The sequence below is a fragment of the Achromobacter sp. 01N37 genome (assembly GCF_056399725.1).
On sequence record NZ_JBFTRX010000006.1, the window covers coordinates 271,818 to 296,316 of the forward strand.

Genomic DNA, 24,499 nt, shown 5'->3' on the forward strand with positions numbered 1-24,499 from the left:
CTCAGCCGCGGTCGACCTTCCAGCCCATCTCCGCCGAAATGCCCGCCGCCGCGCCCTGCACGACGGCGACCATTTCGCGCATCCGTTCCAGCGACATATAGGGCACGGTGCTGGACACGCTGATCGCCGCCACGATGCCGCTGGACGCGTCGCGCACGGGCGCCGCCACGCAGCGGATCGACGGCTCGTTGTCTTCCAGATCAAACGCATAGCCTTGCGCCGCGTATTCGCGCATACGGTCGCGGAACGCTTCCCAGGTCTGCTGCCCGCCCGGCGCACGCGATGACACTGGCGCGCCGATGCGATGCAGCGCCTTCCATTGCGGCTCTTCGGTATCCAGCAATAGCGCCTTGCCCACGCCGGTCGCGGCCAGCGGCATGCGGTGGCCCACGCGCGAACGCATCTCCAGGCCCTTCTTGCCGGGGATCTTCTCCAGATACAGCACTTCGTCGTTGTCGCGCACCGCCAGGTGAATGGTGTCGCCCGTCAGTTCAGCCAGGCTGTCCAAATACGGACGCGCCAAGGTCGCCATCGGAAACGCTTCACGCGCCTGAAAACCCAGCTCAATCAGCTTCGGCCCCAGCACATAGCCCACGCCCGGCAAGGCGCGCAGATAGCGCTCTTGCACCAGGCAGCTGGCCAACCGGTGGGTGGTGCTGCGCGCCACGCCAATGCGCGCGCAGATTTCCTTCAAGTCGCGCGCCCCGTCGGCCACGGCTTGCACCACGGCCAGCCCGCGCATCAACGTTTGCGTGCCAGCGGGCGCGGCGGCATCGGGGTCCAGGGACGGGGGGCTAGCGGAAGTGAGGATGGCGGTCATGAAACAAGGCTACACAGCAAAAACGAAGGACAACAACGACGGCAAGCATAGCCGGGCGCCGTGATGCGGGGTGCCAGTGGGCAGCTCCCGGGTGGGATAAGCCCGGCCTCTATTCCCTATATGTGGGATTAAATTCTATATTTTGAGATTTTTCAAGCGCTGATCTAGAATTTTTCGCAACGCACGCCCGACGCATTTCTTGCGCCCGGCGCGCCTCAGACAACAAGGCCTGCCATGCCCGCCCACCCACGCCTGCGCTCAGGCGCTCAGGGAAACGGGCATCGCAGCCAGAGACGAGACAGATCAGATGACTACCGGATCGCCTGCCCGCGCGGCGCTTATCGCGCTGGATTGGGGCACCTCATCGTTGCGCGCGTACCGGCTGGACGCCACCGGCCGCACGCTGGACACCCGCCACTTGCCCTGGGGCATCATGCGCCTGCCACAGCCCTTGCAAGACGGCGCCGCCAGCACGGCATTGTCTGGCTTTGACTTGGCCTTTGAACAAGCTTGCGGCGACTGGCTGCGCGCCGAACCCGCCTTGCCCGTGATCGCCTGCGGCATGGTCGGCAGCGCGCAGGGCTGGAAGGAAGCAGCCTACCTGGACGTGCCGGTCGACCTGGAACGCATCGGCACCTTGCTGACCGTGGTCGAACGCACGGGCGCCGGCCCCAACGCCACCCCGCTGCACATCGTGCCCGGCCTGATCCAGCGCCACGGCCTGCCCAACGTGATGCGCGGGGAAGAGACCCAAGTGTTCGGCGTGATGTTCGACCAGCCCGGCGCATCCGACACCCACCCCGCCGACAGCGTGCTGATCGGCCTGCCCGGCACGCATTCCAAATGGGTCAACGCGCGCCGAGGCCGCGTCACGCACTTCGACACCTTCATGACCGGCGAGGTCTACGCCGCCTTGCGCGGCCACACCATCCTGGGCCGCACGATGAGCGACGCGCCCGCCGCCGACATGGCGGCTTTTGAGCGCGGCGTGAAAGTGGCCGGCGCCCCGGCCGGCCGCGCCGGTGTGCTGTCCACCATCTTCAGCACGCGCGCGCTTGGGCTGACGGGTGAACTGGCCAGCGCATCCCAAGCGGATTATTTGTCGGGCCTGTTGATTGGCCACGAAATCGCGGCGCTTGCCGAGATGCTGCGCCAACAGGGCGAACTGCCCCGCATTGTGCTTTGCGGCGAACCCGCGCTGTGCCAGCGCTACATCCTGGCAATGCAGCACTACGGCCTGGGCACGCCTGAGCAAGCGCAGAACGCCACCGAGCGCGGCCTGTGGCACCTGGCCATCTGCGCCGGGCTGATCACGGCCGATGCCGCCGCGCCGACATCGGCCCTCGCATCGGCTGCGACATCGTCTCCCGCTTCGGCCTCGGCTTCGACATCACCTTCCGCTTCGGCTTCACCTTCTTCTTCGGCCCCGCCTAGGAACCCCACATGAACCATCCCGGTCTGCAAACCGCCATGGCCCACTGCGGCCTGATCGCCATCCTGCGCGGCATCCAACCCACGGAAGCCGAAGCCATCGGCCACGAGCTCTACGAAGCAGGCTTTCGCCTGATTGAAGTGCCGCTGAATTCGCCCGACCCCTTGGACAGCATCCGCGCCATGCGCGCCGCGCTGCCCACCGACTGCCTGATCGGCGCCGGCACCGTGCTGAACCCCGACGACTGCGCCCGCATTCAGGACGCGGGCGGTGAACTGATTGTGATGCCGCACAGCGACCCCGCCGTGATCCGCGCCGCCAAAGCGCTGGGCATGGCGTCCTGCCCCGGCGTCGCCACGCCCACCGAAGCCTTCGCCGCGCTGGCTGCCGGCGCCGACGTGCTGAAGATGTTCCCCGCCGAACAACTCGGCCCCGTCGTGCTGAAAGCCTGGCGCGCGGTGATGCGCCCGCCGATTGCGCTGGTGCCCGTGGGCGGCATCACGCCCGACAACATTTCCGTTTACGCCCAGGCGGGCGCCAGCGGCTTCGGCCTGGGCTCCGCTTTGTACAAACCCGGCCTGTCGGCCAAAGACGTCGGCCAGAACGCGCGCGCATTCGTCGCGGCCTGGCAACGCGCCTATTCCGTCCAGGAGACTCAAGCATGAAGATCACCAAGCTCACTACCTACATCGTGCCGCCCCGGTGGTGCTTCCTGAAAATCGAAACGGACGAAGGCATCGTCGGCTGGGGTGAACCCGTCGTTGAAGGCCGCGCGCACTCGGTCGCCGCCGCCGTTGAAGAACTGTCTGACTACCTGATCGGCAAAGACCCGCGCAACATTGAAGACCACTGGACGGTGCTGTACCGCGGCGGTTTCTATCGCGGCGGCGCCATCCACATGAGCGCGCTGGCCGGCATCGACCAGGCGCTGTGGGACATCAAAGGCAAGCATCTGGGCGTGCCGGTGTCGCAGCTGTTGGGCGGCAATGTGCGCGACCGCATCCGCGTGTATTCATGGATTGGCGGCGACCGCCCGGCCGACACCGCAGCCGCCGCCAAGAGCGCCGTCGACCGCGGCTTCACCGCCGTGAAGATGAACGGCACCGAAGAACTTCAGTACATCGATTCCTTCGACAAGGTCGAGAAGTGCCTGGAGAACGTGGCTGCGGTTCGCGACGCCGTCGGCCCGAACGTGGGCATCGGCGTGGACTTCCACGGCCGCGTTCACAAGCCCATGGCCAAGGTGCTGATGAAAGAGCTGGACCCGTTCAAGCTGATGTTCATCGAAGAGCCCGTGCTAAGCGAACACTACGAAGCGTTGAAGGAACTGGCGCCGCTGACGTCGACCCCCATCGCGCTGGGCGAACGCCTGTTCTCGCGCTGGGACTTCAAGCGCGTGCTGTCCGAAGGCTATGTCGACATCATCCAGCCCGACCCGTCACACGCGGGCGGCATCACCGAAACCCGCAAGATCGCAGCGATGGCCGAAGCGTATGACGTGGCGCTGGCGCTGCATTGCCCGCTGGGCCCGATTGCGCTGGCCACCTGCTTGCAGATCGACGCCGGCTGCTACAACGCCTTCATCCAGGAACAAAGCCTGGGCATCCACTACAACGCGGCCAACGACCTGCTGGACTACGTCAGCAACCGCGAAGTCTTCAAGTACGAAGACGGCATGGTCGCCATTCCGCAAGGCCCGGGCCTGGGCATCGAGGTCAACGAGGAATACGTAAAGGAACGCGCCGCCGTGGGCCACCGCTGGCGCAACCCGATCTGGCGTCACGCCGACGGCAGCTTCGCCGAGTGGTAAGCCGATAAAAGAGAGAGGAGACCCCCTTGTCCACCGCCACCCACCCGGGCCTGCAAGCCGCCCAGCGGCCCACGCGCAGCCGCTACATCATCATGGTGATGCTGTTCATCACCGTCGTCATCAATTACCTGGACCGCAGCAACCTGTCCATCGCCGCGCCCGCGCTGAAGGACGAGTTCGGCCTGGACACCTGGCATGAAGGGTTGATCCTGTCGGCCTTCGGCTGGACCTACGCCGCGATGCAGATCCCCGGCGGCTGGCTGGTCGACCGCGTGTCGCCCCGCGTGCTGTACGCCGCCGCGCTGATCCTGTGGTCGGCAGCGACGTTCTTCATGGGCTTTGCCAGCAGCTTCATCATTCTGTTCGTGCTGCGCCTGGCCGTCGGCGCGCTGGAAGCGCCCGCCTACCCGATCAACAACCGCGTCGTCACGACCTGGTTCCCGGAAAAGGAACGCGCCACCGCCATCGGCTTCTACACGTCGGGCCAGTTCGTCGGCCTGGCGTTCCTGACGCCGGTGCTGGCCTGGCTGCAACACCACTACGGCTGGCACATGGTGTTTGTCAGCACGGGCCTGCTGGGCATCGTGTGGGGCGTGCTGTGGTACCTGATCTACCGTGAACCGCGCCAGTTCAAAGGCGCGAACGCGGCCGAAATCGAACTGATCCAGCAAGGCGGCGGCGTGGTCGATCTGGACCGCAGCGTCAAAGCTAAAAAAACGCCCTTCAACTGGAATGACTTGGGGCTGGTGATGTCCAAGCGCAAGCTCTGGGGCGTGTACCTGGGCCAGTTCTGCCTGACGTCCACGCTGTGGTTCTTCCTGACCTGGTTCCCGACCTACCTGGTGAAGTACCGCGGCATGGACTTCATCAAGTCCGGCTTTCTGGCGTCGGTGCCGTTCCTGGCCGCGTTTGTCGGCGTGCTGTGCTCAGGCGTGCTGTCTGACTTCCTGATCCGCCGCGGCGCCACCGTCGGCCTGGCGCGCAAGCTGCCCATCATCCTGGGCCTCTTGATCTCGACATCAATGATCGGCGCCAACTTCACCGACTCCACGCCGTGGGTCATCTTCTTCCTGGCCGTCGCGTTCTTCGGCAACGGCCTGGCGTCGATCACCTGGTCGCTGGTGTCAACGCTTGCGCCCGTGCGCCTCTTGGGCCTGACGGGCGGCGTGTTCAACTTCGTCGGCAACCTGTCATCGATCTGCACCCCGATCGTGATCGGCCTGCTGGTGTCGAAAGACAGCTTCGCCCCCGCCATCGTGTACGTATCGTCCCTGGCCTTGCTGGGCGCGCTGTCGTACATCCTGCTGGTAGGCAGGGTGGAGCGGATCGAGGCTTGATGCCGGGGCGGGAGAGACACCCGCCACAAAAAAAGGCCGCGCTACCCAGCGCGGCCTTCTTCTTCCACTACCCCAATCAGCAACCCTGCACGGCCAGCTTCCGGCGGCGCACATTGCTTGCCCGCTGCACCAGCACCAGCGCCAAGCCTGCGACGGCGATCACGGCGCCAGCGATGGGGACGGCGGCGTAGCCCATGCCCGCCGAGATCACCGCGCCACCCGCTGCGGCGCCTACCGCGTTGCCCAGGTTGAATGCGCCCACGTTCACCGACGACGCCAGCCCCGGCGCATCGGTGGCGGCGCGCATCACGCCCATCTGCAAGGGCGGCACCACCGCGAAGGTCGCCACGCCGAAGATCAGCAGCGAGATTGCCGCGCCGACTTGCGTGGAAGCGATCCACGGGAACGCCAGCAGGTCGATGATGACGATCACCAGGAACGTGATCAGCGTGCCGTCCAGCGAGCGGTCGGCCATGCGGCCACCCATGCCGTTACCCAGCGTGAAACCCAGGCCGATCAGCACCAGCATGCCGGTAATGAAGGCGGGCGATGCGCCGGTAATGTCCGCCAACGTGGGCGCAATGTAGGTGTACAGCGTAAACATGGCGCCCGCGCCCAGCACCGTCGTCAGCAACGCCAACAGCACGACGGGGCTCTTCAGCACCGCCAGTTCGTGGCGCACGTTGGGACGGCGGCCGGCTTCACCAGCAGGCAACGCGAACCACAGCGACAGCATCGCAATCAAGCCCAGCACGGCGGTAGCGGCAAATGACATGCGCCAGCCGATTACCTGCCCCAGCCACGTCGCCGCGGGCACGCCGCCCACGTTGGCGATGGTCAGGCCCATGAACATGGTGGCCACCGCACTGGCCTGTTTGTGGCGCGGCACCACGCTGGCCGCCACCAGCGAACCCAGGCCAAAGAACGCGCCGTGGTTCAAGCTTGTGACCAGACGCGCCAGCAGCAGCGTCGTGTAGTTGGGCGACAGCGCGGACAGCACGTTGCCGATGGTGAAAATTGCCATCAGCAGAATCAAGGCCTTGCGCCGCGACCAGCGCGAAAACGCCAGCGTCATCAGCGGCGCGCCCACCATCACGCCGATCGCGTACGCGCTGATCAGCATGCCGGCGCTGGGAATGGACACGCCCACCCCCTCGGCAATGACGGGCAACAGGCCCATGGGAGAAAACTCGGTCACGCCGATGCCAAACGCACCGACGGCGAGCGCCAACAACGGCAGGCCGGCTTTCACCGGTTGAGTATCTTGCGGGTTCATGCAGGTTCCTTGGGTTCGACGGCGCCGGCAGGATGTTCCTGGGGCGTTGCCGGCCAGAATGGCGGGCGCATCGGGGAGACAGGCCTGCAGTATGACGGCAGCACCTTTGCGGAAAAAGCCGTCTGACAGCCAAACACTTTTGACTTGGAGTCACGAATCGGCGGGATGGCGCATCCGTCCCCCGCACCATCCCCGCCGGCACATTCGCGACGACAGCCGATATGGCGTCCCCTATCGCAGGCCCCTACGACAGCCCCAGCAACCGCTCGGTCTCGCGCGCCAACCCCACCAGCCGCGGCCCCAGATCTGCCGCCCGCGCACGATACGGGCCGTCGCCCGACGGCACGCCGCAGTTGAAAACGTACAACAGCGACTGATACGGCCGGCACAACGGCGCCGCGAAACCGTACGCATCCGGACGCCACTGCACGTTATTGCCGCAGTACCCCTTCTGCTCCAGATCACGGCTGGCCGGCTCCAGGCTGGGGAAGTGCTCCGCGTAGTGGCGCGGATCGGCCACGCGCAGCTGGTTCAAGACGGCCGCCCGCTCGGCCTCTGGCGCCCGGCATAGCCAGGCCTTGCCGGCTGCGCTGGACAACAGCGGCAACGCCGCGCCGATGTCCGGGCGGGTCTGCAAGGCGTCGTTGGACCGGGCGGTTTCCACATAGACCATTTGCAGCCGGTCGCGCACCACCAGCGACACCGCGCCGCACGCGTGATCCGCCAGCTGTTTCATCAGTGGCCGCGCCAGCTGGCGAATCTGCATGCTGGCAAGCAAGGGGTAGCTCAGCGCCAGCACCGAGGCGCCCAGCCGGTAACGCGCCGGCGGCCCCGAACGCAGCAGAAAGCCCAGCTCGACAAGCGTATGCGTCAAGCGCGCCACGGCGCTTTTCGACAAGCCCGTCTGCTGCGCAAAATCTTTGTTGGCAAGCTCTGGACGGTCTGCCCGGAAGCAGGCCAGGATATCGATGCCATGCGCCAGCGTGGTGGCGAAATCGCGCTCGCTGGACGGTGCGCGGAGTGGCGGAGATTCAATCGGCATCTTGGCGCTCCAGCATTTTCTCAACGCGGTCCACCAAGGTCAGCAACCGCGGCGCGATGCGCCGGCGCAAGTCACCCGCTCGCAACCGCCGCACAGGCACGCCGCAATTGAACACAAACACCTGCCCGTCCACACGCCGGCGCATCGGCACTGCCACGGCATGCACATCGGCGTGCCACTCGCCTTCGGCCACGCAGAATCCATGCGCGGCATAGTCGCGCCGCGCCGCTTCCCAACCCGCCGCATGACGCTGCCAGGCCTCGGGTTCTTGCCGGCGCAACGACGCAATCAACGCCTCGGCTTCGCCTGCATCGGCCTGCGCCAGCCAGGCGCGGCCCATGGCGGACGCCAGCAGCGGCAACATGGCGCCGATATCGGGCCGAAACGCCACCGCGTCGTGGCCCCGGCACGTTTCCACGTACACCATGTGCGCGCCGTGATGCATGCCCAGCGACGCCGACCCGCCCGCCGCATTCGCCAGCCGCGTCATCAACGGGCGCGCCAGTTGCCGCAGCTTGATGCTGGCCAGCAAGGGGTAACTCAACGACAGCAGCGCCGTGCCCAGCCGGTACCGGCGCAGGCTGGCGTCGTAACGCAGCAGGCCGCGCTGAACCAGCGTGTCGGTCAGCCGCGAGATCGTGGCTTTGGACAGGCCCGTGCGGTCAGCAAGTTCGCGATTGCTGAGCGCGGGCTCGCCGTGCCGAAAAGTTTGCAGCACCGACAGGCCGTGCGCCAGCGTCGTGGCGAAAGCGGGATCAGGATGGCGGCTGCCTTGGGGCGTGGTCATGGCGACGATCATAGAGCAACGCCACCCGTCCACAGCATCAATCCGTTCAAGATATCGAAACACTTGTCTCGCATTCGGCGCCGCTTTGCTAGCCTGGATTCTCAGTCGGCCCGGTACGGATTTGCCTTCCCAGGCGGCTACGACATCTAGAAAAAATGGAGACACCTCATGATCCGGGACCCCGACGGCTTCCCCGCCTTTATCGATTCGCTGCGCCGCTTCGTCCGCGAACAGCTGGTACCGCGCGAAGCCGAAGTGGCCCGTCTGGATGCAGTGCCGGATGACCTGGTGCGCGCCATGGCCGAGCAAGGCATGTTCGGCTATTCCATCCCCGAGGCCTACGGCGGCGCGGGGATGAGCACAGAAGAATTGATCCGGGCGGCTATCGAACTATCGCAATGCTCGGTAGCGTTCCGCGCCCGGGTGGGCACCAACACCGGCATCGGCTCCGAAGCGCTGGTCGCTGACGGCACCGAGCGGCAAAAGGAACATTATCTGCCCCGGCTGGCCTCGGGCGAACTCACCGGCTGCTTTGCCTTGACCGAACCGCAAGCAGGTTCGGATGCCACCGCCTTGCGCACGACGGCGGTGCGCGACGGCGACAGCTATGTCTTGAATGGCGAAAAGTGCTTCATCACCAACGCCCCGCTTGCGGGTCTGTTCACCGTCATGGCCCGCACGGACCCCGACGCGCCGGGCGCCAAGGGCATCTCGGCCTTCATCGTTGAACGCGGCACGCCGGGCCTGTCCACGGGCAAGCCTTACGACAAGATGGGCCAGGCCGGCTCACCCGTGTCGTCCGTGCATTTTGACAACTGCCGCGTGCCCGCCGCCAACCTCATCGGCGGCCAGGAAGGCATGGGCTTCAAGACGGCCATGAAAGTGCTGAACAAGCAGCGCATCCACTTGGCGGCGTTGTGCATCGGCCCCGCCATTCGCATGCTGGACGACACCATGCGCTTCGTCGCCGAGCGTGAACAGTTCGGCAAACCGTTGATGGACTTCCAACTGATCCAGGCGATGCTGGCCGACTGCCAGACAGAAATTCAAGCCGCGTTGGCGCTGGTCTTGCAAACGGCGCGCGAACGCGATGCCGGCCAGGACGTGACGTTAAACGCGTCGATCTGCAAATACTTCGCGTCGGAAATGTGCGGCCGCGTGGCAGACCGCTGCGTGCAGATGCATGGCGGCTATGGCTACATCGCCGAGCAAGGCATTGAACGCTTCTACCGCGACGTGCGCCTGTTCCGCCTGTATGAAGGCACCAGCCAGATTCATCAATTGACCATCGCCCGCCACACGCTGGCCCAAGCTGGCTACACGCCCAGCCGTTAGGCCTGGACGACACCCCGGGGACCGCAGCCACAAGAAGCCGGCGGCCCTGCAAACCAAAGGAGACTGACATGCTGCACAAGCACTTGCCGAAGTGGATCGGCGCCATGGCTGCCGCGTTTGCCTGCGCGGCGCTGCCGCCCCAGGCCGCGGCCGCCTACCCCGACAAGCCGATCCGGCTGATCATTCCGTTTGCCCCTGGCGGGTCTACCGACATCCTGGGCCGCTTGCTGGCCGAGGCCTTGCACCCCATCCTGGGGCAGCCCGTCATCGTGGAAAACAAGCCGGGCGCAGGCGGCAACATCGGCGGCGACTTCGTTGCGCGCGCCGCGCCCGACGGCTACACGCTGCTGCTGGCGGCAGCCGGGCCAACGGTCATCAACCCCAGCCTGTACGCCAACATGCCGTTCAATCCGGCCAAGGACTTGACCGCCATCACCTGCATCGAACGCGAACACAACCTGATGGTCGTGACGAAATCGATGCCCGTGAAAACGCTACAGGAATTCCTGGTCTACGCACGCAATCACCCGGGCAAGCTGTCGTTCGGTTCGCCCGGCAATGGCTCGCCCGCGCAATTGGCCGGCGAACTGCTCAAGCAAAAGGCCGGCCTGCAAGCCGAGCACGTGCCGTACAAAGGCACCGGCCCCGCCATCACCGACCTGGTCGCCGGCCATATTGATTTCATGATCGACAACATGCCGGCGCTGCTGCCGCAAGTCAAAGCAGGCAGCCTGCGCGCGCTGGCGGTGCCCAGCGATGCGCGCGCAACGGCCTCGCCCGACATCCCCACGTTCAGCGAAGCGGGTATGCCCGGCTTCGAAGTCATGGCCTGGAAAGGGCTGATGTCGCCCGCCAACACGCCGCCTGCGGTGGTCGACCGTCTGCATGCCGCCGTGGTCAAGGCGCTGCAAGACCCGCAGCTGCGCGCACGTTTCCAGGAACTGGGCGCCGAACCCTTGGGCAGCACGCCTGCGGAATTCGCCAAGCAGATCGCGGATGAAACCGTGTGGTGGGGCAAGCTGGTGCAGTCCACCGGCACCCGCATTCAGTAATGCCTACACCGTCAGCCGAGGCTCACATGACCGCTCATCACCCCGACGACGACGCCATTGCGGAACTGTGCGAACGCGTGCGCCGCTTCGTCGATGACGTTGCTATTCCCGCCGAGTCCCCCGCCATCGCTCGCGACGTCAGCGCGCTGGACGCCTGCGTGGCGCGCTTGCGCATACAAGCCCGCGAAGCCGGCCTGTATGCGCCGCAGTTGCCGAAGGAATGGGGCGGGCTGGGGTTGGGCTGGCGCGCGTTGGCTCAGGTGCTGGAAGCCGCCGGGCGCGGCTTTCTGGGGCCGGCCGCACTGAACTGCGCCGCGCCCGATCAGCCCAACATGCTGACCTTGTTGCGCTTAGGCACGGCCGCCCAGCAAGAAAGATATCTGCGGCCACTGGTGCGTGCCGAACAACGCGCCTGCTTCGCCATGACTGAACCCGCACCCGGCGCCGGTTCCGACCCGTCCATGCTGCGCACCCGCGCCACGCAACACGGCCAGCGTTGGGTGCTGAACGGTCACAAGCAATTCATCAGCGGCGGCGTGGGCGCGGACTTTGCGCTGGTGCTGGCGCAAACGGACGTCGGTGCGACGCTGTTCTTGGTGCCTGCTGGCACACCCGGCTACCGCGTCGTGCGGGACATCGGCATGGTCACCGGTTATCAGATCGGCGGCCACGCCGAGATTGAATTGTCCGGCTGCGAAGTCGGCCCTGACGCCGTGCTGGGCGAACCCGGACGCGGCCTGGAATACGCGCAACTGCGGCTCGAACCCGCGCGCCTGTCGCACTGCATGCGCTACATCGGACGCGCCCGCCGCGCATTGGAAACCGCACAAGCCTATGTGGCCCAGCGCGAATCCTTCGGCGCGCGGCTGGCCGACCTGCAACAGATTCAGGCGATGGTGGCCGATTCGCATATCGATCTGCACGCAAGCCGGCTGATGACGCTGGATTGCGCAAGCCGCATGGATGCCGGGTTGCCGGTCAAGCAGCACAGCGCCATGACCAAAGTGTTCGTGTCCGAAGCCGTGAACCGCGTGGCGGATCGCGCGGTGCAGATGATGGGCGCGTTGGGGCTATCGGACGACACGCCCGTCGCCATGATCTGGCAGGAAATGCGCCCGTTCCGCATCTACGACGGCGCCAACGAACTGCATCGCGCCACGCTGGCGCGGCGGTTGTTGAAGCACGCCTGACCTCTGGAGCTGTGATGTCTGATCTTCAATTCCAAGCCTATCGCTTGCATGGCGGCGCCAATGGTGCCCCCCCGCAAGGCCGCTTCGACACCTTGTCCGTCGACGAATTATCCGCAGGCGACACGGTGATCAAGGTCGCGTACGCCGGCCTGAACTACAAAGACGCGCTGGCCCAAGCGGGGCGCGGCAACATCGTCCGTGCGTACCCCCGCATCGGCGGCATCGACTTGAGCGGCACCGTCGTGCGCTCCGCCGACCCCGCGCTTACGCCGGGGCAGCCCGTGGTGGTGCACGGCTTTGGCATCGGCGTGGATTGCGATGGCGGCTATGCGGAGCTTGCGCGCGTGCCGCATGAATGGGTGCTGCCCTTGCCTGCCGGCATCAGCCTGCGCGACGCCGCCGTGCTGGGCGCCGCGGGCTACACGGCCGCGCTTTCCTTGCATTGGATGGAGCATTGCGGGCTGACCCCCGATCAGGGCGACGTGCTGGTCACGGGTGCAACGGGCGGCGTGGCGGGCATCGCCATCGACATCCTGAGCCAACGCGGCTACCGCGTCTGCGCCATGTCCGGCAAACCCGGCGCCGAAGATTATCTGCGGTCGTTGGGCGCGGCCGAGGTCATCACCCCGCCCGATCTGTCCGCCCCGATCAAGCCGCTGATGAGCGCGCGCTGGGCCGGTGTCATCGACTCCGTAGGCGGCAGCCTGCTGGCCCATGCGCTGGCCAGCCTGCGCCCGGATGGCGTGGCCGCCGCGTTCGGCAATGCGGGCGGCGCGGAACTGCCCACCACGGTCATTCCCTTCATTCTGCGCGGCGTAAAGCTGCTGGGCATCAACGCCAACAGCCCGATGCCGCTGCGCCGCGCGCTATGGCAAAAACTCGCGGGTGAATACCGCCCGTCGCGGCTGGATCTTATCGCCCGTGTCATCGAACCCCAGGATTTGCCGCAAGCGCTGGCCGCCCTGCTTGAACGCGGCAGCACCGGCCGCAGCGTCGTGCGCTTCTCTTGATTGGTTTCTCCTGATTCGCTTGTCTTGATTCGCTTCTATCGACCCGCTTCTGCTGACTCTTTCCCGCCCAGACCATGACCACGCCTTCCGACGCTTCCCTGTCCCGCCTGTTCAATCCCGGCAGCATCGCCGTCGTGGGCGCTTCCGCCACGGCGGGCAAGATCGGCGCGATGCCGGTCAGTCTGCTGCGCCAGCACGGCTATGACGGCCGCATCTTGCCCATCAACCCACGCGCCGATGTCATTCAGGGCTTGCCCGCCGCGCCCGACCTGTCCGCGCTGGACGGCGACGTTGATCTGGTCATCCTGGCCGTGCCGGCGGCGCACGCGGCCCAGGCGCTGGAACGCGCGCGGCCCGGACAAGTGGGCGGCGCCGTCGTCTTCACGTCAGGCTTCTCGGAAACGGGTGCGTCCGGCGTGCACATGCAGGAACAGTTGTGCGCCATCGCGCGCGAACGCGGCATCCGCTTGCTGGGCCCCAACTGCCTGGGCTTCATGAATGTGCGGCGCAACGTCTACGCCACGTTTTCCCCCGCCCCCGCCAACGGCGCCGTGGCAGCGGGCGGCATCGGCATGGTGTCGCAAAGCGGCGCGTTCGGCGCCTACGCCTATTGCATGGCGCGCGACCGTGGCTTGGGGCTGTCGCACTGGATCAGCACCGGCAACGAGGCCGACATCGACGTGGCCGATTGCATCGAATGGCTGGCCCGCGACGCCGATACGCGCGTCATCATGGCGTACATGGAAGGCTGCCGCGACGGCGCCAAGCTGCGCCGCGCACTAGCCGCCGCGCGCGACGCCGGCAAGCCCGTCGTCGTGACGAAGATCGGCCGCACGCAGGCCGGCGCGCAAGCCGCTGCCTCGCACACCGCGGCACTTGCTGGCGACGACGCTGTCTACGATGCACTCTTTCGCCAATACGGCGCGCTGCGCGCCCGAACCATCGAAGAATTTTTCAACCTGGGATACGCGCTGGATACCTGGAAGCAGCGTCCACAGGGCAAGCGTCTGGGCATCTTCACGATCTCGGGCGGCGTCGGCGCACTGATGGCGGACGACGCCGAAGACGCCGGCTTGTCGCTGCCCGAACCCGACGCCTTGGCGCAAGCCCGGCTGCTGGAACGCGTGCCGTTCGCCGGGCCGCGGAACCCCATCGATGTCACCGGCCAGGTGGTATCCGAACCCGGCCTGCTGCTGGCCACCGCCGACGACATGCTGGCCGATGGCCGCTACGACGCACTGGCCGTGTTCCTGGCTGCCGCGGGGTCATCAGACACCTTGTGGCCCACGTTCGAAACCTTCGCCCGCGAAATGCGCAGCCGCCATCCCAACGTTCCGCTCGCCATCTGCGCTCTGTTCCCGCCCGACCGCCGCCGCGAACTCGAACGCCTGGGCACGCTGGTATTCGTCGACCCGAGCGCCGCGATCCGGACCATCGGCGCAGTGGCGAATCTGGCCGACATGCACGTCGCTGGGCAGACGGCCGCAGACCCTTCGGACGCCGCCCCTGCCGCCACATCCATCACGAAAATCTTCGACACCTACAACGAAGTGCAAGCGATGGAAGTTCTGCGCCTAGCGGGCATTCCCGTGCCAGACTGCACGCTTGCCACCGACGCCGACACCGCCGTCGCTGCCGCAGCGCGCGCATCAGGCCCCATGGTTTTGAAAGTGGTCTCGCCCGACATCCTGCATAAAAGCGATGTCGGCGGCGTGAAGCTGAACCTGCACGGTGAAGACGCCGTACGTCGCGGCCACGCAGCCATCCTGGACAGCGTGCGATCCCACTGCCCCGATGCCCGCATCGACGGCGTGCTGGTCGCCCCCATGGCGCCCAAGGGCGTGGAGTGCATCGTGGGCGTGCACGGCGACCCGGTCTTCGGCCCCGTCGTCATGTTCGGTTTGGGCGGCGTGTTCGTCGAAGTATTGAAAGACGTCAGCTTCCGCCTTGCCCCCTTTGACCGCACCCAAGCGATGGCGATGATCCGTGAAATCAAAGGCTATGCGCTGCTGCAAGGCGCACGCGGCACGCCTCCCTGCGACATCGGGGCGCTTGCCGATGCCTTGGCCGCGCTATCGCAATTCGCGCACGCGCATCGGGACGATTTCAGTTCAATCGAGGTCAACCCGCTGCTGGCGCTACCCGACGGCCAGGGCGCGCTGGCGTTAGACGCCGTGCTTATTCCCAACGCTGCGCGTGCTTGCGGGCGTTCGTCCTGATCCAGTTGCCCAGCCGTTCGATCAGCGTTCGTTCGGTGCCGACGGCGGCCTGCGCCAGCAGCGCCGCCTGCACTTGATCCAATGCGGTGGGCAACGCCGTCATCAATGCTCGCGCGACCGTCAATACATAACGGGGATTAAAGCCTAGCTCCATCGCCATCGCCTCGATCTGGCCGCGCGCGATGCGGCCCGGCATCATCTCGCCGCCAATCGACAGCGCAAATTTACGCGACAGCCCGGGATACATCGCCGTGCACATCAAGTCATAGAACGGCGCCAGCCGATACCGTCCGTCGGGCGACTGCAGCACTGACAGATTCTTCGCGTGACTATCGTTGTTGCCCACGCACAGATTGAAAATCACCCACTGCAAAAAGCGCTTCAGGTCCGCTGCGCTAACGCTCGCCTGTTTAAGCAAGCGAAGGCAGTCAACCAGCGATGGGCCACCATCCGCTTCGTACTTCACATCGGATGGCTTGCCAGCCAATTGGCACAAGTCCAGTTGATGCAAGCGCTGCAAACCGCCTTGGCCGTCTGGCACGCGGTCATAGCGTTTAATCAGACACGCCTGGGTATCAGACTGATAGTGCGCCTCTGCCACGCCTAAGCCGAGTTGGGCCGCCAATTGCATCACCAGGGTTTCATTCAGCGCCGACGCCCATACTCCCTTCAATCCGCCAATATCCGGCTTCAGGATGTGGGATGACGGTGCTGTACCAGCGGGTATTGCGGGCAATCCGTCTGCCAGAACCGTCAACAGCAACTTGTCTTGCGCGCCTGCCAAAGAGATCCGCGCGCCTTCTGCATTCTCGGCGACCAGCGCTGGGGTGGATGCATCCTTCAGCCGTGCGGCAACGGCTTGCCACGTGGTGGCGCGGTAATGCGGTGGCGCGGGCCGTTCGCCCTGCGGCAGAATCGTCAGGCCACTGGCGGTGTCGCCCCCAACGCTGCGCAACAGCCCGAACACCGTCGTTGCATGTCGGCTGATTTGCAGGAACTTGCGAATATGCCCTTCTGGCAACAGGTTTTCGAAGAAGGCATGAACGGCGTCGCTTGCGTGATCACCGCTTGCGAGTGGGATCGCAGGCGAAATCGCACGTGCGTCTGGCAGGCTCAACCAGGATTCGTCGTACACGAATCGGAGCGGCCGCTCGTCAAACAAGCGGCCCACTTTACGATCTGCTTGATACAGATCCAAGGCGCCAATGGTCATGACAACCTCGGGCGTTTCGGCACCACCTGAACTTCCAGGCCGAGCAGGTCCAACATGTCCAGCACCTTCTGCAATTGCAGCGTCGGCTTACCGCGTTCGAGTTCGCCGACAAAGCGATTGCCCGTGCCTGACAAGCCGGCCAGATCGGCTTGCAACAGCCCCTGAGCGCGCCGCACTCCCTTCACCAGCTCGCCGAGCTCGGCGGCCGTGTGTATTGAGACGGGGGACGAAAGGGTCGCCGGGTCAGTAGACATCGTCGCGCTCCAAAATTACCGTTCGGGAATTTTATGCTGTTTAGTTGGCGAAATCCATCAAATATTACCGAGCGGTACTTTCACTCAAAAATGGAGTGAATTACGAAGAAAACTTACCGATCGGGAATATTTCCACATTCCATCCCCCCACCCAAAAAAAAGGGCGCCCTCAGGCGCCCTTCCCTTCAACCCCTGCCGCTTACTTCAGCAACAACGCATTCAAGCGCTTCACGAATGCGGCCGGGTCGGCGATTTGCGCGCCTTCGGCCAGCAGGGCTTGGTCCAGCAGCAGACGTGCCCACTGGTCGAACTCGCTGTCATCTGCCGCGCGGATGCGGGCCAGCAGCGGGTGTTCCGGGTTGATTTCCAGCACCGGCTTCACGTTGGGCGCTTCCTGGCCGGCGGCCTTCAGCATGCGCAGCAGGTGCGGGCTGAGTTCGTTCTGGCCCACCACCACGCACGCCGGCGAATCCACCAGACGCAGCGTGACGCGCACTTCCTTGACCTGCTCTTCCAGCGTCTTTTGCAGGCGCTCGACCAGCGGCTTGAAGTCTTCAGCCACTTCGGCCTGATGCTTCTTTTCTTCGTCGTCAGCCAGTTCGGCCAAGTCCAGACCGCCCTTGGCCACCGACACCAGCGACTTGCCGTCGAACTCACGCAGGTAGGAAAGCATCCATTCGTCCACGCGATCCGACAGCAGCAGCACTTCAATGCCCTTCTTGCGGAAGATCTCCAGATGCGGGCTGTTGCTGGCCGCGGCGAACGTGTCTGCCGTGACGTAGTAAATCTTGTCCTGGCCTTCCTTCATGCGCGACACGTAGTCGGCGAACGACACCGTCTGCGCCTGGTCGCCCGACTGCGTGGACGCAAAGCGCATCAGCTTGGCGATACGTTCCAGATTGGCCGAATCTTCGCCCGCGCCTTCCTTCAGCACCTGGCCGAATTCCGACCAGAACGTGGCGTAGTCTTCCGGCTTGTTCTCAGCCAGGTCTTCCAAGAGCGACAGGATGCGCTTGGCCGAGCCTTCGCGAATCGCGCGCACATCACGGCTTTCCTGCAAGATTTCGCGCGACACGTTCAACGGCAGGTCGGCCGAATCAATCACGCCGCGCACAAAGCGCAGGTACGACGGCAGCAGCTGGTCGGCGTCGTCCATGATGAACACGCGCTTGACGTACAGCTTCACGCCGTGGCGGCCGTCGCGGTCCCACATGTCCATGGGTGCGTGCTTGGGCACATACAGCAGTTGCGTGTATTCGCTGCGGCCTTCGACGCGGTTATGCGTCCAGGCGAGCGGGTCGTCGTAGTCGTGCGAGACGGTCTTGTAGAACTCGCGGTACTGCTCGTCCGTGACGTCAGACTTGCTGCGGGCCCACAGGGCGCTTGCCTGGTTCACCGTTTCCAGTTCTTCGGTCTTGACCTGCTCGCCCTTCTCTTGGTCCCACTCTTCCTTGGCCATGCGGATCGGCAAGGAAATGTGGTCGGAGTAGCGGCGCAGAATCTCGCGCAGCTTCCAGCCGTTCAAGAGTTCGTCTTCATCAGCGCGCAGGTGCAGCGTCACGTCGGTACCGCGCGTGGCCTTCTCGGCGGCGGCAATCGTGAACTCGCCCTGGCCGTCGGATTCCCACTGGATGGCGTCGGTGGCGCCGGCGCGGCGGCTCACCACCGTGACCTTGTCAGCGACGATGAACGACGAATAAAAGCCCACGCCAAACTGACCGATCAGTTGCGCGTCTTTTTGCTTGTCGCCCGTCAGTTGCGAGAAGAATTCCCGCGTGCCGGAACGCGCGATCGTGCCCAAGTTAGCCACGGCTTCTTCACGCGACAGGCCGATGCCGTTGTCGGAAATCGTGATGGTGCGGGCGGCCTTGTCATAGCTGACCGTGATGGCCAGTTCGCCATTGCCTTCCAGCAGCTCGGGCTGGTCGATGGCTTCAAAGCGCAGCTTGTCGCAAGCGTCCGATGCGTTCGACACCAGCTCGCGCAGGAAAATTTCCTTGTTGCTGTACAGCGARTGRATCATCAGGTGCAGCAGTTGCTTCACCTCGGCCTGGAACCCCAGGGTTTCGGACGTGGAAGACGTGGCGGTTTGGCTCATAGTTTTACGAGAAGGTCGAAAAAATTAGGGACAAATAATGGCGGAATGCCCGGGCGCAACGGCGCTTGCGGTTGCGCTGCCCGGCAGCCGGGAAACCCTACTGTAGTGGGGGCTATCGCGCACTTTTCAAGGGTTCCTCAAAACAGTGACAGAAAGCCGCGATACCGCGTCTTGGCGTGAAGCACCTCCTCGCCGGCGGGCGCCTGGAGCTTTCCGCTGCGAATCAGCTTGCGGATATCGTCCATCCTGATGTCCAGCGTCTGCTGCGAACGCAACAGAAAATCTGCCGTCGCGCTGTCCATAATCCGATAGATGGGGCTGGACACCAATTGGCTGTTGCCCGTCTCGTCAAAATAATAAAGCCGCTCACCGTTCTGCCAGATCGAACCGAAGCGGTGATAGACGTCGCCCCGTTTTTTCCACCCGCCCACGGGCGCGTCGTTCAGCCGCATGATCAGCGTGGACCGGGAAATCAACCCGCCCCGGCCGCCCCGCGAAGAACCCCAGGACTCTTCGCCCTTTAAATACAGCACCTGCTTGCCGTCCGTAAACACAAACGGCGACATCGCCGAAAACCGCCCGGACGCGAACGGATCATCGCCCGCCCGCTCCATGCGCCGCTTTTGGTTATTGAAGAAATAAATGCCGTCCTTGCCCGCAAACAGCACTTGATAGATATGCTCGCCGCGCTCGCTCAAGAGCCGGTACGGCGCATGCGCCGCATCAAAGGGCTGCGCGCCCACGTAAATCATGCCGTCGCGCGGGTCGTGCAAATAGGCTTCGCGGTCCAGGTCGCCCACCTTGAAGGTATTGAGCGCCGGGTCATCCGACAGCGGCAGCAAGGTGTCATGAAAATACACGCGGCGCCCATCCGCAAAGAAATCATCGCTGGTCTGCTCGCGGCTATTCCGCGTGGCCGGTAAACGGCGCAGCGTGGCCGGCTGTGCCTGCGGCATTTCGCGGCCTTCGTAAAAGACGCGCGCCCCATCCGTTGCCAAATCCCGATCCAGCAGCGCCCGATAGGGTTGCGAGCTGGCGGGCAAGGCGGTAAACGGATGCAGATACGCCTGCGGCTTGGGGCCATGCCCGGTCCTGAACCGTATCGTCTGCCAGACCTCGCGCACGGCGCCCAGCTCGCGATTGATGGTGGTGAACAGCGCGCAGTAATACGTGGTGTCGCCGTCGCTGAAATAGCTATTGCCCAGAAACTGCGTCGACGCGGGTTTCAGGCCTGGCAGGATCAGATTGCCGCAATAGACGTGGCGGCTGTCCCTGGCGGCCTGGCGGCCATCATAGGTGGGCGTGTCAAACGCCTTGAAACTGGCCGGGTCCGCCTCGTCCATCCGGTAATAGCCATTGCTGGGCACGGCGGCGTAAATCGCGCCTTCATAACGCTTGTAGATGCTGCCCTTATACGATTCCCCGTCATCAGCGCCGGCGTAATCATCGTTGTCCAGCACCAGCAACAACAGCGTCATCGGCAAACCGGCGATGACCAAGGCCAGGATAATTCCGATCCATCTCTTGCGATTCAGCATTCGGCCTTTTTGCATTCACAGTGGCGGCCCAAAATTCTAACAAGCCCATACCGCCATTGCCGACCGCGATTAACTCCCCAGGCAAGCCCGGGCCTTCCCCGCTAAAATCCCGCACTTTCCCCTCCTACCCCCTCCACCTGGCCGGCCCTCCGCCCATGCAACCCGCCTCCCTTTCCCAACCCGCCCCCCACAGCGCCGCCGACGACGCGCCCAGCCATGATCTGGTCTATGGCCCCGACGACCGCCCCGCGCCGCCCGTCGCCTTCGTCGCCGCGTTGCAGCACCTGCTGGCCATCCTGGTTCCCATCGTCACCCCCGGCCTCTTGATCTGCCAGGCGCTCGGCGTCAGCAGCCGCGACACGACGCTGATCGTGTCGATGTCGCTGGTCATCTCCGGCATCGCCACCTACGTGCAGTGCAAGCGCTTCGGCCCCCTGGGCGCCGGGCTGCTCATCGTGCAGGGCACGAGCTTCAACTTCGTGGGGCCGCTGATCGCTGGCGGCTCGGTCATGGTCAAGCAAGGCACGCCCGTCGAAGCCGTAATGGCCGCGATCTTTGGCGTCGTCATCGCCGGCTCGTTCGTCGAGATGGGCATCAGCCGCATCCTGCCGTTCGTCAAACGCCTGATCACCCCGCTTGTCACCGGCATCGTCGTGCTGTTGATCGGCCTGACCCTGATCAAGGTCGGCCTGATCAGCATGGGCGGCGGCTTCGGCGCCATGGCCAACGGCACCTTTGCCAGCGCGGAAAACCTGACGCTGTCCGGCCTGGTGCTGGGCACGATTATCCTGCTGAACCGCGTGCCGGTCGTATGGATTCGCAGCACGGCGCTGGTCCTGGCGCTGGCCATCGGCTACATCGCTGCCGCCGCCATGGGCCGCCTGGACTTCACCGGCGCGCGCGAAGCCGCCCTGTTCCAGATTCCCGTGCCGCTGCACTTCGGCCTGGGCTTCTCGTGGGCGCTGTTCGTGCCGATGCTGATCATTTATCTGGTCACGTCGCTGGAAGCCATCGGCGACGTCACCGCCACCAGCAAGGTGTCCAAGCAGCCCGTTGAAGGCCCGCTGTGGATGCAGCGCATCAAGGGCGGTGTCCTCGTCAACGGCGCGAATTCGCTCTTGGCCGGCGTGTTCAACACCTTCCCGAGCTCGGTCTTCGCGCAGAACAACGGCGTGATCCAGCTGACCGGCATCGCCAGCCGCCACGTCGGCGTGTGGATCGCCGGCATGCTGATCCTGCTGGGCCTGTTCCCGGGCGTGGCGGGCGTGCTGCAAGCCGTGCCCGAGCCCGTACTGGGCGGCGCCGCCATGGTGATGTTCGGCGCGGTCGCCGCATCCGGCATCAACATCCTGGCCGGCATCCAGCTGGACCGCCGCGCGCTGCTGATCATCGCCGTGTCGCTGGCCTTGGGCCTGGGCGTGTCGCAAGTGCCGGAAATCCTGTCGCACCTGCCGCACGCAGTGAAAAGCGTGCTGGAATCGGGCGTGGCTACCGGCGGCATCTGCGCGCTGGTGATGAACTGGTTCCTGCCGGAAAAGAAGTAATTGCGGGATGGGGCGGATGGGCGTTGCCAGTGGATTTTGGGGCTGGCGACGCCCCGATCCCCCCCTGTCAGACCGCCCAAAAAACAGGCCGCCTGACAATTTTCAAAAGTCCGCATATAATCGCTGTCTTCGTTCTCCCGCAGCCGTCATCTGGACGTGTTCGCGACCCCCTTGCCCGGGTGGTGAAATTGGTAGACGCAGGGGACTCAAAATCCCCCGCCGCAAGGCGTGCCGGTTCGATTCCGGCCCCGGGCACCAGAAAGCTCTCAAGCATTCGCCGGTTATATCGAAACCGCGCAACGCAAATTCCTCTGCATTGATTCCGCCATACGTTCCGCCTTTAGCCGGCGTAGAACGATGTGCTCGGGCGCGACGAGTTCGTTGCACGAACCAAGAATGCACGACAGAAGATTCAAAAGCCTCTGCACAAGCAGAGGCTTTTTTTCGTTGCGGAGTTTGGCACGGGGGTAAACCCAGCCGCACGTTGAGCCACTAACGATGGGCAGCTTCTCAACATTCCCAATATGGGTACAATCACACCCAATATGGGTATATCAGCCAAAGCCCCCCTCCCGCACAGCAGCCTTGCCGATGCGCTCTTTCCTGGCACCAAACAACGCGTGCTGGGGTTGTTGTTCGGCCAGCCGGATCGCAGCTTCTATGCCACCGAAGTGATCGGGCTTGTCGCCAGTGGATCGGGAGCTGTGCAGCGCGAGTTGGCCAATCTCGCGCAGACCGGCTTGGTGACTGTGAAAGCGGTCGGCAATCAGAAGCACTACCAAGCCAATCCCGACTCGCCCATCTTCGCGGAACTCTGCGCCATCGTGCAAAAAACGATCGGCTTGGCGGAACCGCTACGCGAGGCGCTTGCCCCGATGGCACCGAAGATCCAGGCGGCTTTCGTCTACGGCTCGGTTGCAAAAAACACCGACACCGCTCGCAGCGACATTGATCTGATGTTGCTTAGTGACGACGTCAGCTACGGCGATGTATTCGCAGCATTGGAGGTTGCGGGTAATACGCTTGGCAGGCCGGTGAATCCGACCATACTGACGCACAAGGAATTCACCAAACGGGTGAAGACGCAAGAGTCTTTTCTGACCCGAGTGCTGGCGCAGCCCAAGATCTGGATCATAGGAGGAGACGGTGACCTCCCCATTTGAAACGCTCAGCGGCCCGGGAAAGCCACTGAAGCCCGAGCCTCCCGACCCCAGGGAATTTGAAGGTCTGAAACGCTCAGGGCATGCAAGGCTGTTGCTGCGAAGGTCGATGCACTCGCACCGCTAGACGCGGGGAATGCAAGCGGCAACGCATAGGCGTGATTGCCCCAGAAGGCGTCACACCCCGACTCATCGTCAGATACCGTCAAGAGCGCCCGGAGTCGCATCGGAAGATCATGAAGTTCTCACATCACCTATGGGCAGTGGCCCTCAGCGTCATGGCGTCTTCGAGTATGGCCACGGAACCCTCCGCTCCTGGTGAGCTGGACGCCATACAACGTGCATCGCCGCAAGAGGCCCCTCATAAGGCGCCAGCTGACATCGCCGCTTCACCCCCAGCGCCCATCCAGATCTACGCCCCATCCGCGCCCTGCCGTGCCAAAACTGTCCGGCCCGGCGCCAAGACGATTGAAATCTACTGGACTAACGGTACGGATGGCGCGCGTGTGACGACTGACGAAGTCGATCACTACGTGGATTTGAACGTGGTCGTCAGAACGACAGGCTATCGGCATGGCGACTGCATCGAAGTCAAATTCCATTCTTCAGACGGCGAGGATGTCGCTATGGGAGAAAAGGAAATCGTGGTGCGCGGCAGAGTGAACGAAAGTGGCATCGCTTACTTCAAAGAACCGTTAAGAAACCATACTCTCTGGCTACGGGCACACACCCCTCAAAGCGTGTACCGTTGACAAAAATCATCATGACTCTTGCATCGCTTCGGATAGGCTTATGCGCAACGTAAAAGGCAAGTCCTCGTCCACCACGGACGGCTATTTGTTTTCTGATCAGATAGGTCACCTGCTGCGGCGTGTCTATCAGCGGCACACCGCGCTGTTTCAGCAATACATTCCCGATTCCCAACTCACCGCCGCGCAATTCGTGGTGCTGTGTTCGGTGCGGGACAATGGCGCGAGCTCGTTGGCCGACCTGGTCAAGGCCACGGTCATTGATCAGGCCACGGTGCGCGGCGTGGTGGACCGGCTCAAGCAGCGTGAATTGGTGCAGGTGGACCACGACCCGGTCGACCGCCGCAAAGTCGTCATCAACCTGACGCCCATCGGGCAGGCGCTGGTTCAGGAAATGGAACCGTTCGCCAAGCAGATCACCGAAAGCACCTACGGCACACTGAACCCCGCCGAACGTCTGGCGCTGGATTTTCTGCTGACCAAAATGCTGAACGGCGACGAACAGGAATAACCCGTTCATCGCCGCTGTTCAGTTGTGTCCGTCGCCGTTCCGCAAGCCTGCTCATCGCGTTCCGCAAGCACGCTCATCGCTCCAGGCCACGGCTCGTAGCCATTCAGCGCCACACACCGCGG

At 64.3% G+C, this 24,499-nt stretch carries 21 protein-coding genes and 1 tRNA gene; 14 read left to right on the forward strand and 8 right to left on the reverse strand.

Annotated features, from left to right (window positions below; translation table 11 throughout):
- Nucleotide 1 precedes the first annotated feature (1 nt).
- On the reverse strand, nucleotides 2-820 hold the full coding sequence (locus tag AC1DSJ_RS16745; protein WP_054427539.1) for an IclR family transcriptional regulator: 819 nt from the start codon (nucleotides 818-820) through the stop codon (nucleotides 2-4).
- Nucleotides 821-1,127: 307 nt separating this feature from the next.
- Here AC1DSJ_RS16745 and AC1DSJ_RS16750 point away from each other — a divergent pair, with 307 nt between their 5' ends.
- The 4 genes from AC1DSJ_RS16750 to AC1DSJ_RS16765 are packed head-to-tail and all read left to right on the forward strand — an operon-like array spanning nucleotide 1,128 to nucleotide 5,399.
- Nucleotides 1,128-2,267: a 2-dehydro-3-deoxygalactonokinase gene (locus tag AC1DSJ_RS16750; protein WP_441371666.1), complete on the forward strand. Its 1,140-nt coding sequence runs from the start codon at nucleotides 1,128-1,130 to the stop codon at nucleotides 2,265-2,267.
- Nucleotides 2,264-2,917 carry a 2-dehydro-3-deoxy-6-phosphogalactonate aldolase gene (locus AC1DSJ_RS16755; RefSeq protein ID WP_054427538.1) on the forward strand — a complete coding sequence of 218 codons (654 nt, stop codon included), beginning with the start codon at nucleotides 2,264-2,266 and terminating at the stop codon, nucleotides 2,915-2,917. Before AC1DSJ_RS16750 ends, AC1DSJ_RS16755 begins: the two co-directional genes overlap by 4 nt.
- Complete coding sequence (dgoD, locus tag AC1DSJ_RS16760; protein WP_054427537.1) at nucleotides 2,914-4,062, forward strand: galactonate dehydratase; 1,149 nt, start codon at nucleotides 2,914-2,916, stop codon at nucleotides 4,060-4,062. The genes AC1DSJ_RS16755 and dgoD overlap by 4 nt, the downstream gene beginning before the upstream one ends.
- A 26-nt stretch (nucleotides 4,063-4,088) precedes the next feature.
- A complete protein-coding gene (locus tag AC1DSJ_RS16765; RefSeq protein ID WP_441371667.1) occupies nucleotides 4,089-5,399 on the forward strand; it encodes an MFS transporter in 1,311 nt (436 codons plus the stop codon).
- Between the two features lie 76 nt (nucleotides 5,400-5,475).
- On the opposite strand, the gene AC1DSJ_RS16770 is transcribed toward AC1DSJ_RS16765, so the two are convergent.
- The 3 genes from AC1DSJ_RS16770 to AC1DSJ_RS16780 all read right to left on the reverse strand — a co-directional run bounded on the left by AC1DSJ_RS16770 (nucleotide 5,476) and on the right by AC1DSJ_RS16780 (nucleotide 8,504).
- Complete coding sequence (locus AC1DSJ_RS16770) at nucleotides 5,476-6,675, reverse strand: MFS transporter (RefSeq protein ID WP_054427535.1); 1,200 nt, start codon at nucleotides 6,673-6,675, stop codon at nucleotides 5,476-5,478.
- A gap of 244 nt (nucleotides 6,676-6,919) precedes the next feature.
- A complete protein-coding gene (locus tag AC1DSJ_RS16775) occupies nucleotides 6,920-7,717 on the reverse strand; it encodes an IclR family transcriptional regulator (RefSeq protein ID WP_441371668.1) in 798 nt (265 codons plus the stop codon).
- Nucleotides 7,707-8,504 (reverse strand): IclR family transcriptional regulator, encoded by a 798-nt coding sequence (locus AC1DSJ_RS16780; protein WP_441371669.1) that lies wholly within the window; start codon nucleotides 8,502-8,504, stop codon nucleotides 7,707-7,709. Before AC1DSJ_RS16780 ends, AC1DSJ_RS16775 begins: the two co-directional genes overlap by 11 nt.
- A gap of 168 nt (nucleotides 8,505-8,672) precedes the next feature.
- Here AC1DSJ_RS16780 and AC1DSJ_RS16785 point away from each other — a divergent pair, with 168 nt between their 5' ends.
- The 5 genes from AC1DSJ_RS16785 (at nucleotide 8,673) to AC1DSJ_RS16805 (ending at nucleotide 15,310) form a co-directional block, all read left to right on the forward strand.
- Nucleotides 8,673-9,839 (forward strand): acyl-CoA dehydrogenase family protein, encoded by a 1,167-nt coding sequence (locus tag AC1DSJ_RS16785; protein WP_441371670.1) that lies wholly within the window; start codon nucleotides 8,673-8,675, stop codon nucleotides 9,837-9,839.
- A gap of 68 nt (nucleotides 9,840-9,907) precedes the next feature.
- Entirely contained in the window at nucleotides 9,908-10,891 is a 984-nt protein-coding gene (locus AC1DSJ_RS16790; RefSeq protein WP_054427532.1) for a Bug family tripartite tricarboxylate transporter substrate binding protein, read from the forward strand.
- Between the two features lie 26 nt (nucleotides 10,892-10,917).
- Nucleotides 10,918-12,081, forward strand: coding sequence for an acyl-CoA dehydrogenase family protein (locus AC1DSJ_RS16795; RefSeq protein WP_441371671.1), 1,164 nt, complete (start codon nucleotides 10,918-10,920; stop codon nucleotides 12,079-12,081).
- 14 nt (nucleotides 12,082-12,095) lie between these two features.
- Entirely contained in the window at nucleotides 12,096-13,091 is a 996-nt protein-coding gene (locus AC1DSJ_RS16800; RefSeq protein WP_441371672.1) for an acrylyl-CoA reductase family protein, read from the forward strand.
- A 74-nt stretch (nucleotides 13,092-13,165) separates the two neighbouring features.
- Complete coding sequence (locus AC1DSJ_RS16805) at nucleotides 13,166-15,310, forward strand: acetate--CoA ligase family protein (RefSeq protein WP_441371673.1); 2,145 nt, start codon at nucleotides 13,166-13,168, stop codon at nucleotides 15,308-15,310.
- On the opposite strand, the gene AC1DSJ_RS16810 is transcribed toward AC1DSJ_RS16805, so the two are convergent.
- The 4 genes from AC1DSJ_RS16810 to AC1DSJ_RS16825 all read right to left on the reverse strand — a co-directional run bounded on the left by AC1DSJ_RS16810 (nucleotide 15,270) and on the right by AC1DSJ_RS16825 (nucleotide 20,413).
- Nucleotides 15,270-16,523, reverse strand: a complete 1,254-nt coding sequence (locus AC1DSJ_RS16810) for a type II toxin-antitoxin system HipA family toxin (RefSeq protein ID WP_441371674.1) — start codon at nucleotides 16,521-16,523, stop codon at nucleotides 15,270-15,272. The two genes, AC1DSJ_RS16805 and AC1DSJ_RS16810, sit on opposite strands and share 41 nt — an antisense overlap.
- Entirely contained in the window at nucleotides 16,520-16,777 is a 258-nt protein-coding gene (locus tag AC1DSJ_RS16815) for a helix-turn-helix domain-containing protein (protein WP_054427527.1), read from the reverse strand. The genes AC1DSJ_RS16810 and AC1DSJ_RS16815 overlap by 4 nt, the downstream gene beginning before the upstream one ends.
- 199 nt (nucleotides 16,778-16,976) lie before the next feature.
- Nucleotides 16,977-18,875: a molecular chaperone HtpG gene (gene htpG, locus AC1DSJ_RS16820; RefSeq protein ID WP_054427526.1), complete on the reverse strand. Its 1,899-nt coding sequence runs from the start codon at nucleotides 18,873-18,875 to the stop codon at nucleotides 16,977-16,979.
- A gap of 137 nt (nucleotides 18,876-19,012) precedes the next feature.
- Nucleotides 19,013-20,413: a DKNYY domain-containing protein gene (locus tag AC1DSJ_RS16825; RefSeq protein WP_441371675.1), complete on the reverse strand. Its 1,401-nt coding sequence runs from the start codon at nucleotides 20,411-20,413 to the stop codon at nucleotides 19,013-19,015.
- A 155-nt stretch (nucleotides 20,414-20,568) separates the two neighbouring features.
- Here AC1DSJ_RS16825 and AC1DSJ_RS16830 point away from each other — a divergent pair, with 155 nt between their 5' ends.
- The 5 genes from AC1DSJ_RS16830 (at nucleotide 20,569) to AC1DSJ_RS16850 (ending at nucleotide 24,377) form a co-directional block, all read left to right on the forward strand.
- Nucleotides 20,569-21,957: a uracil-xanthine permease family protein gene (locus AC1DSJ_RS16830; RefSeq protein WP_175171012.1), complete on the forward strand. Its 1,389-nt coding sequence runs from the start codon at nucleotides 20,569-20,571 to the stop codon at nucleotides 21,955-21,957.
- A 173-nt stretch (nucleotides 21,958-22,130) separates the two neighbouring features.
- Nucleotides 22,131-22,215, forward strand: a tRNA-Leu gene (locus AC1DSJ_RS16835).
- A 266-nt stretch (nucleotides 22,216-22,481) separates the two neighbouring features.
- A complete protein-coding gene (locus AC1DSJ_RS16840; RefSeq protein ID WP_441371676.1) occupies nucleotides 22,482-23,120 on the forward strand; it encodes a nucleotidyltransferase domain-containing protein in 639 nt (212 codons plus the stop codon).
- A 290-nt stretch (nucleotides 23,121-23,410) separates the two neighbouring features.
- Nucleotides 23,411-23,869: a hypothetical protein gene (locus tag AC1DSJ_RS16845; RefSeq protein WP_441371677.1), complete on the forward strand. Its 459-nt coding sequence runs from the start codon at nucleotides 23,411-23,413 to the stop codon at nucleotides 23,867-23,869.
- A gap of 40 nt (nucleotides 23,870-23,909) precedes the next feature.
- Nucleotides 23,910-24,377 (forward strand): MarR family winged helix-turn-helix transcriptional regulator, encoded by a 468-nt coding sequence (locus AC1DSJ_RS16850; RefSeq protein ID WP_054427522.1) that lies wholly within the window; start codon nucleotides 23,910-23,912, stop codon nucleotides 24,375-24,377.
- The last annotated feature ends 122 nt before the right edge of the window (nucleotides 24,378-24,499 follow it).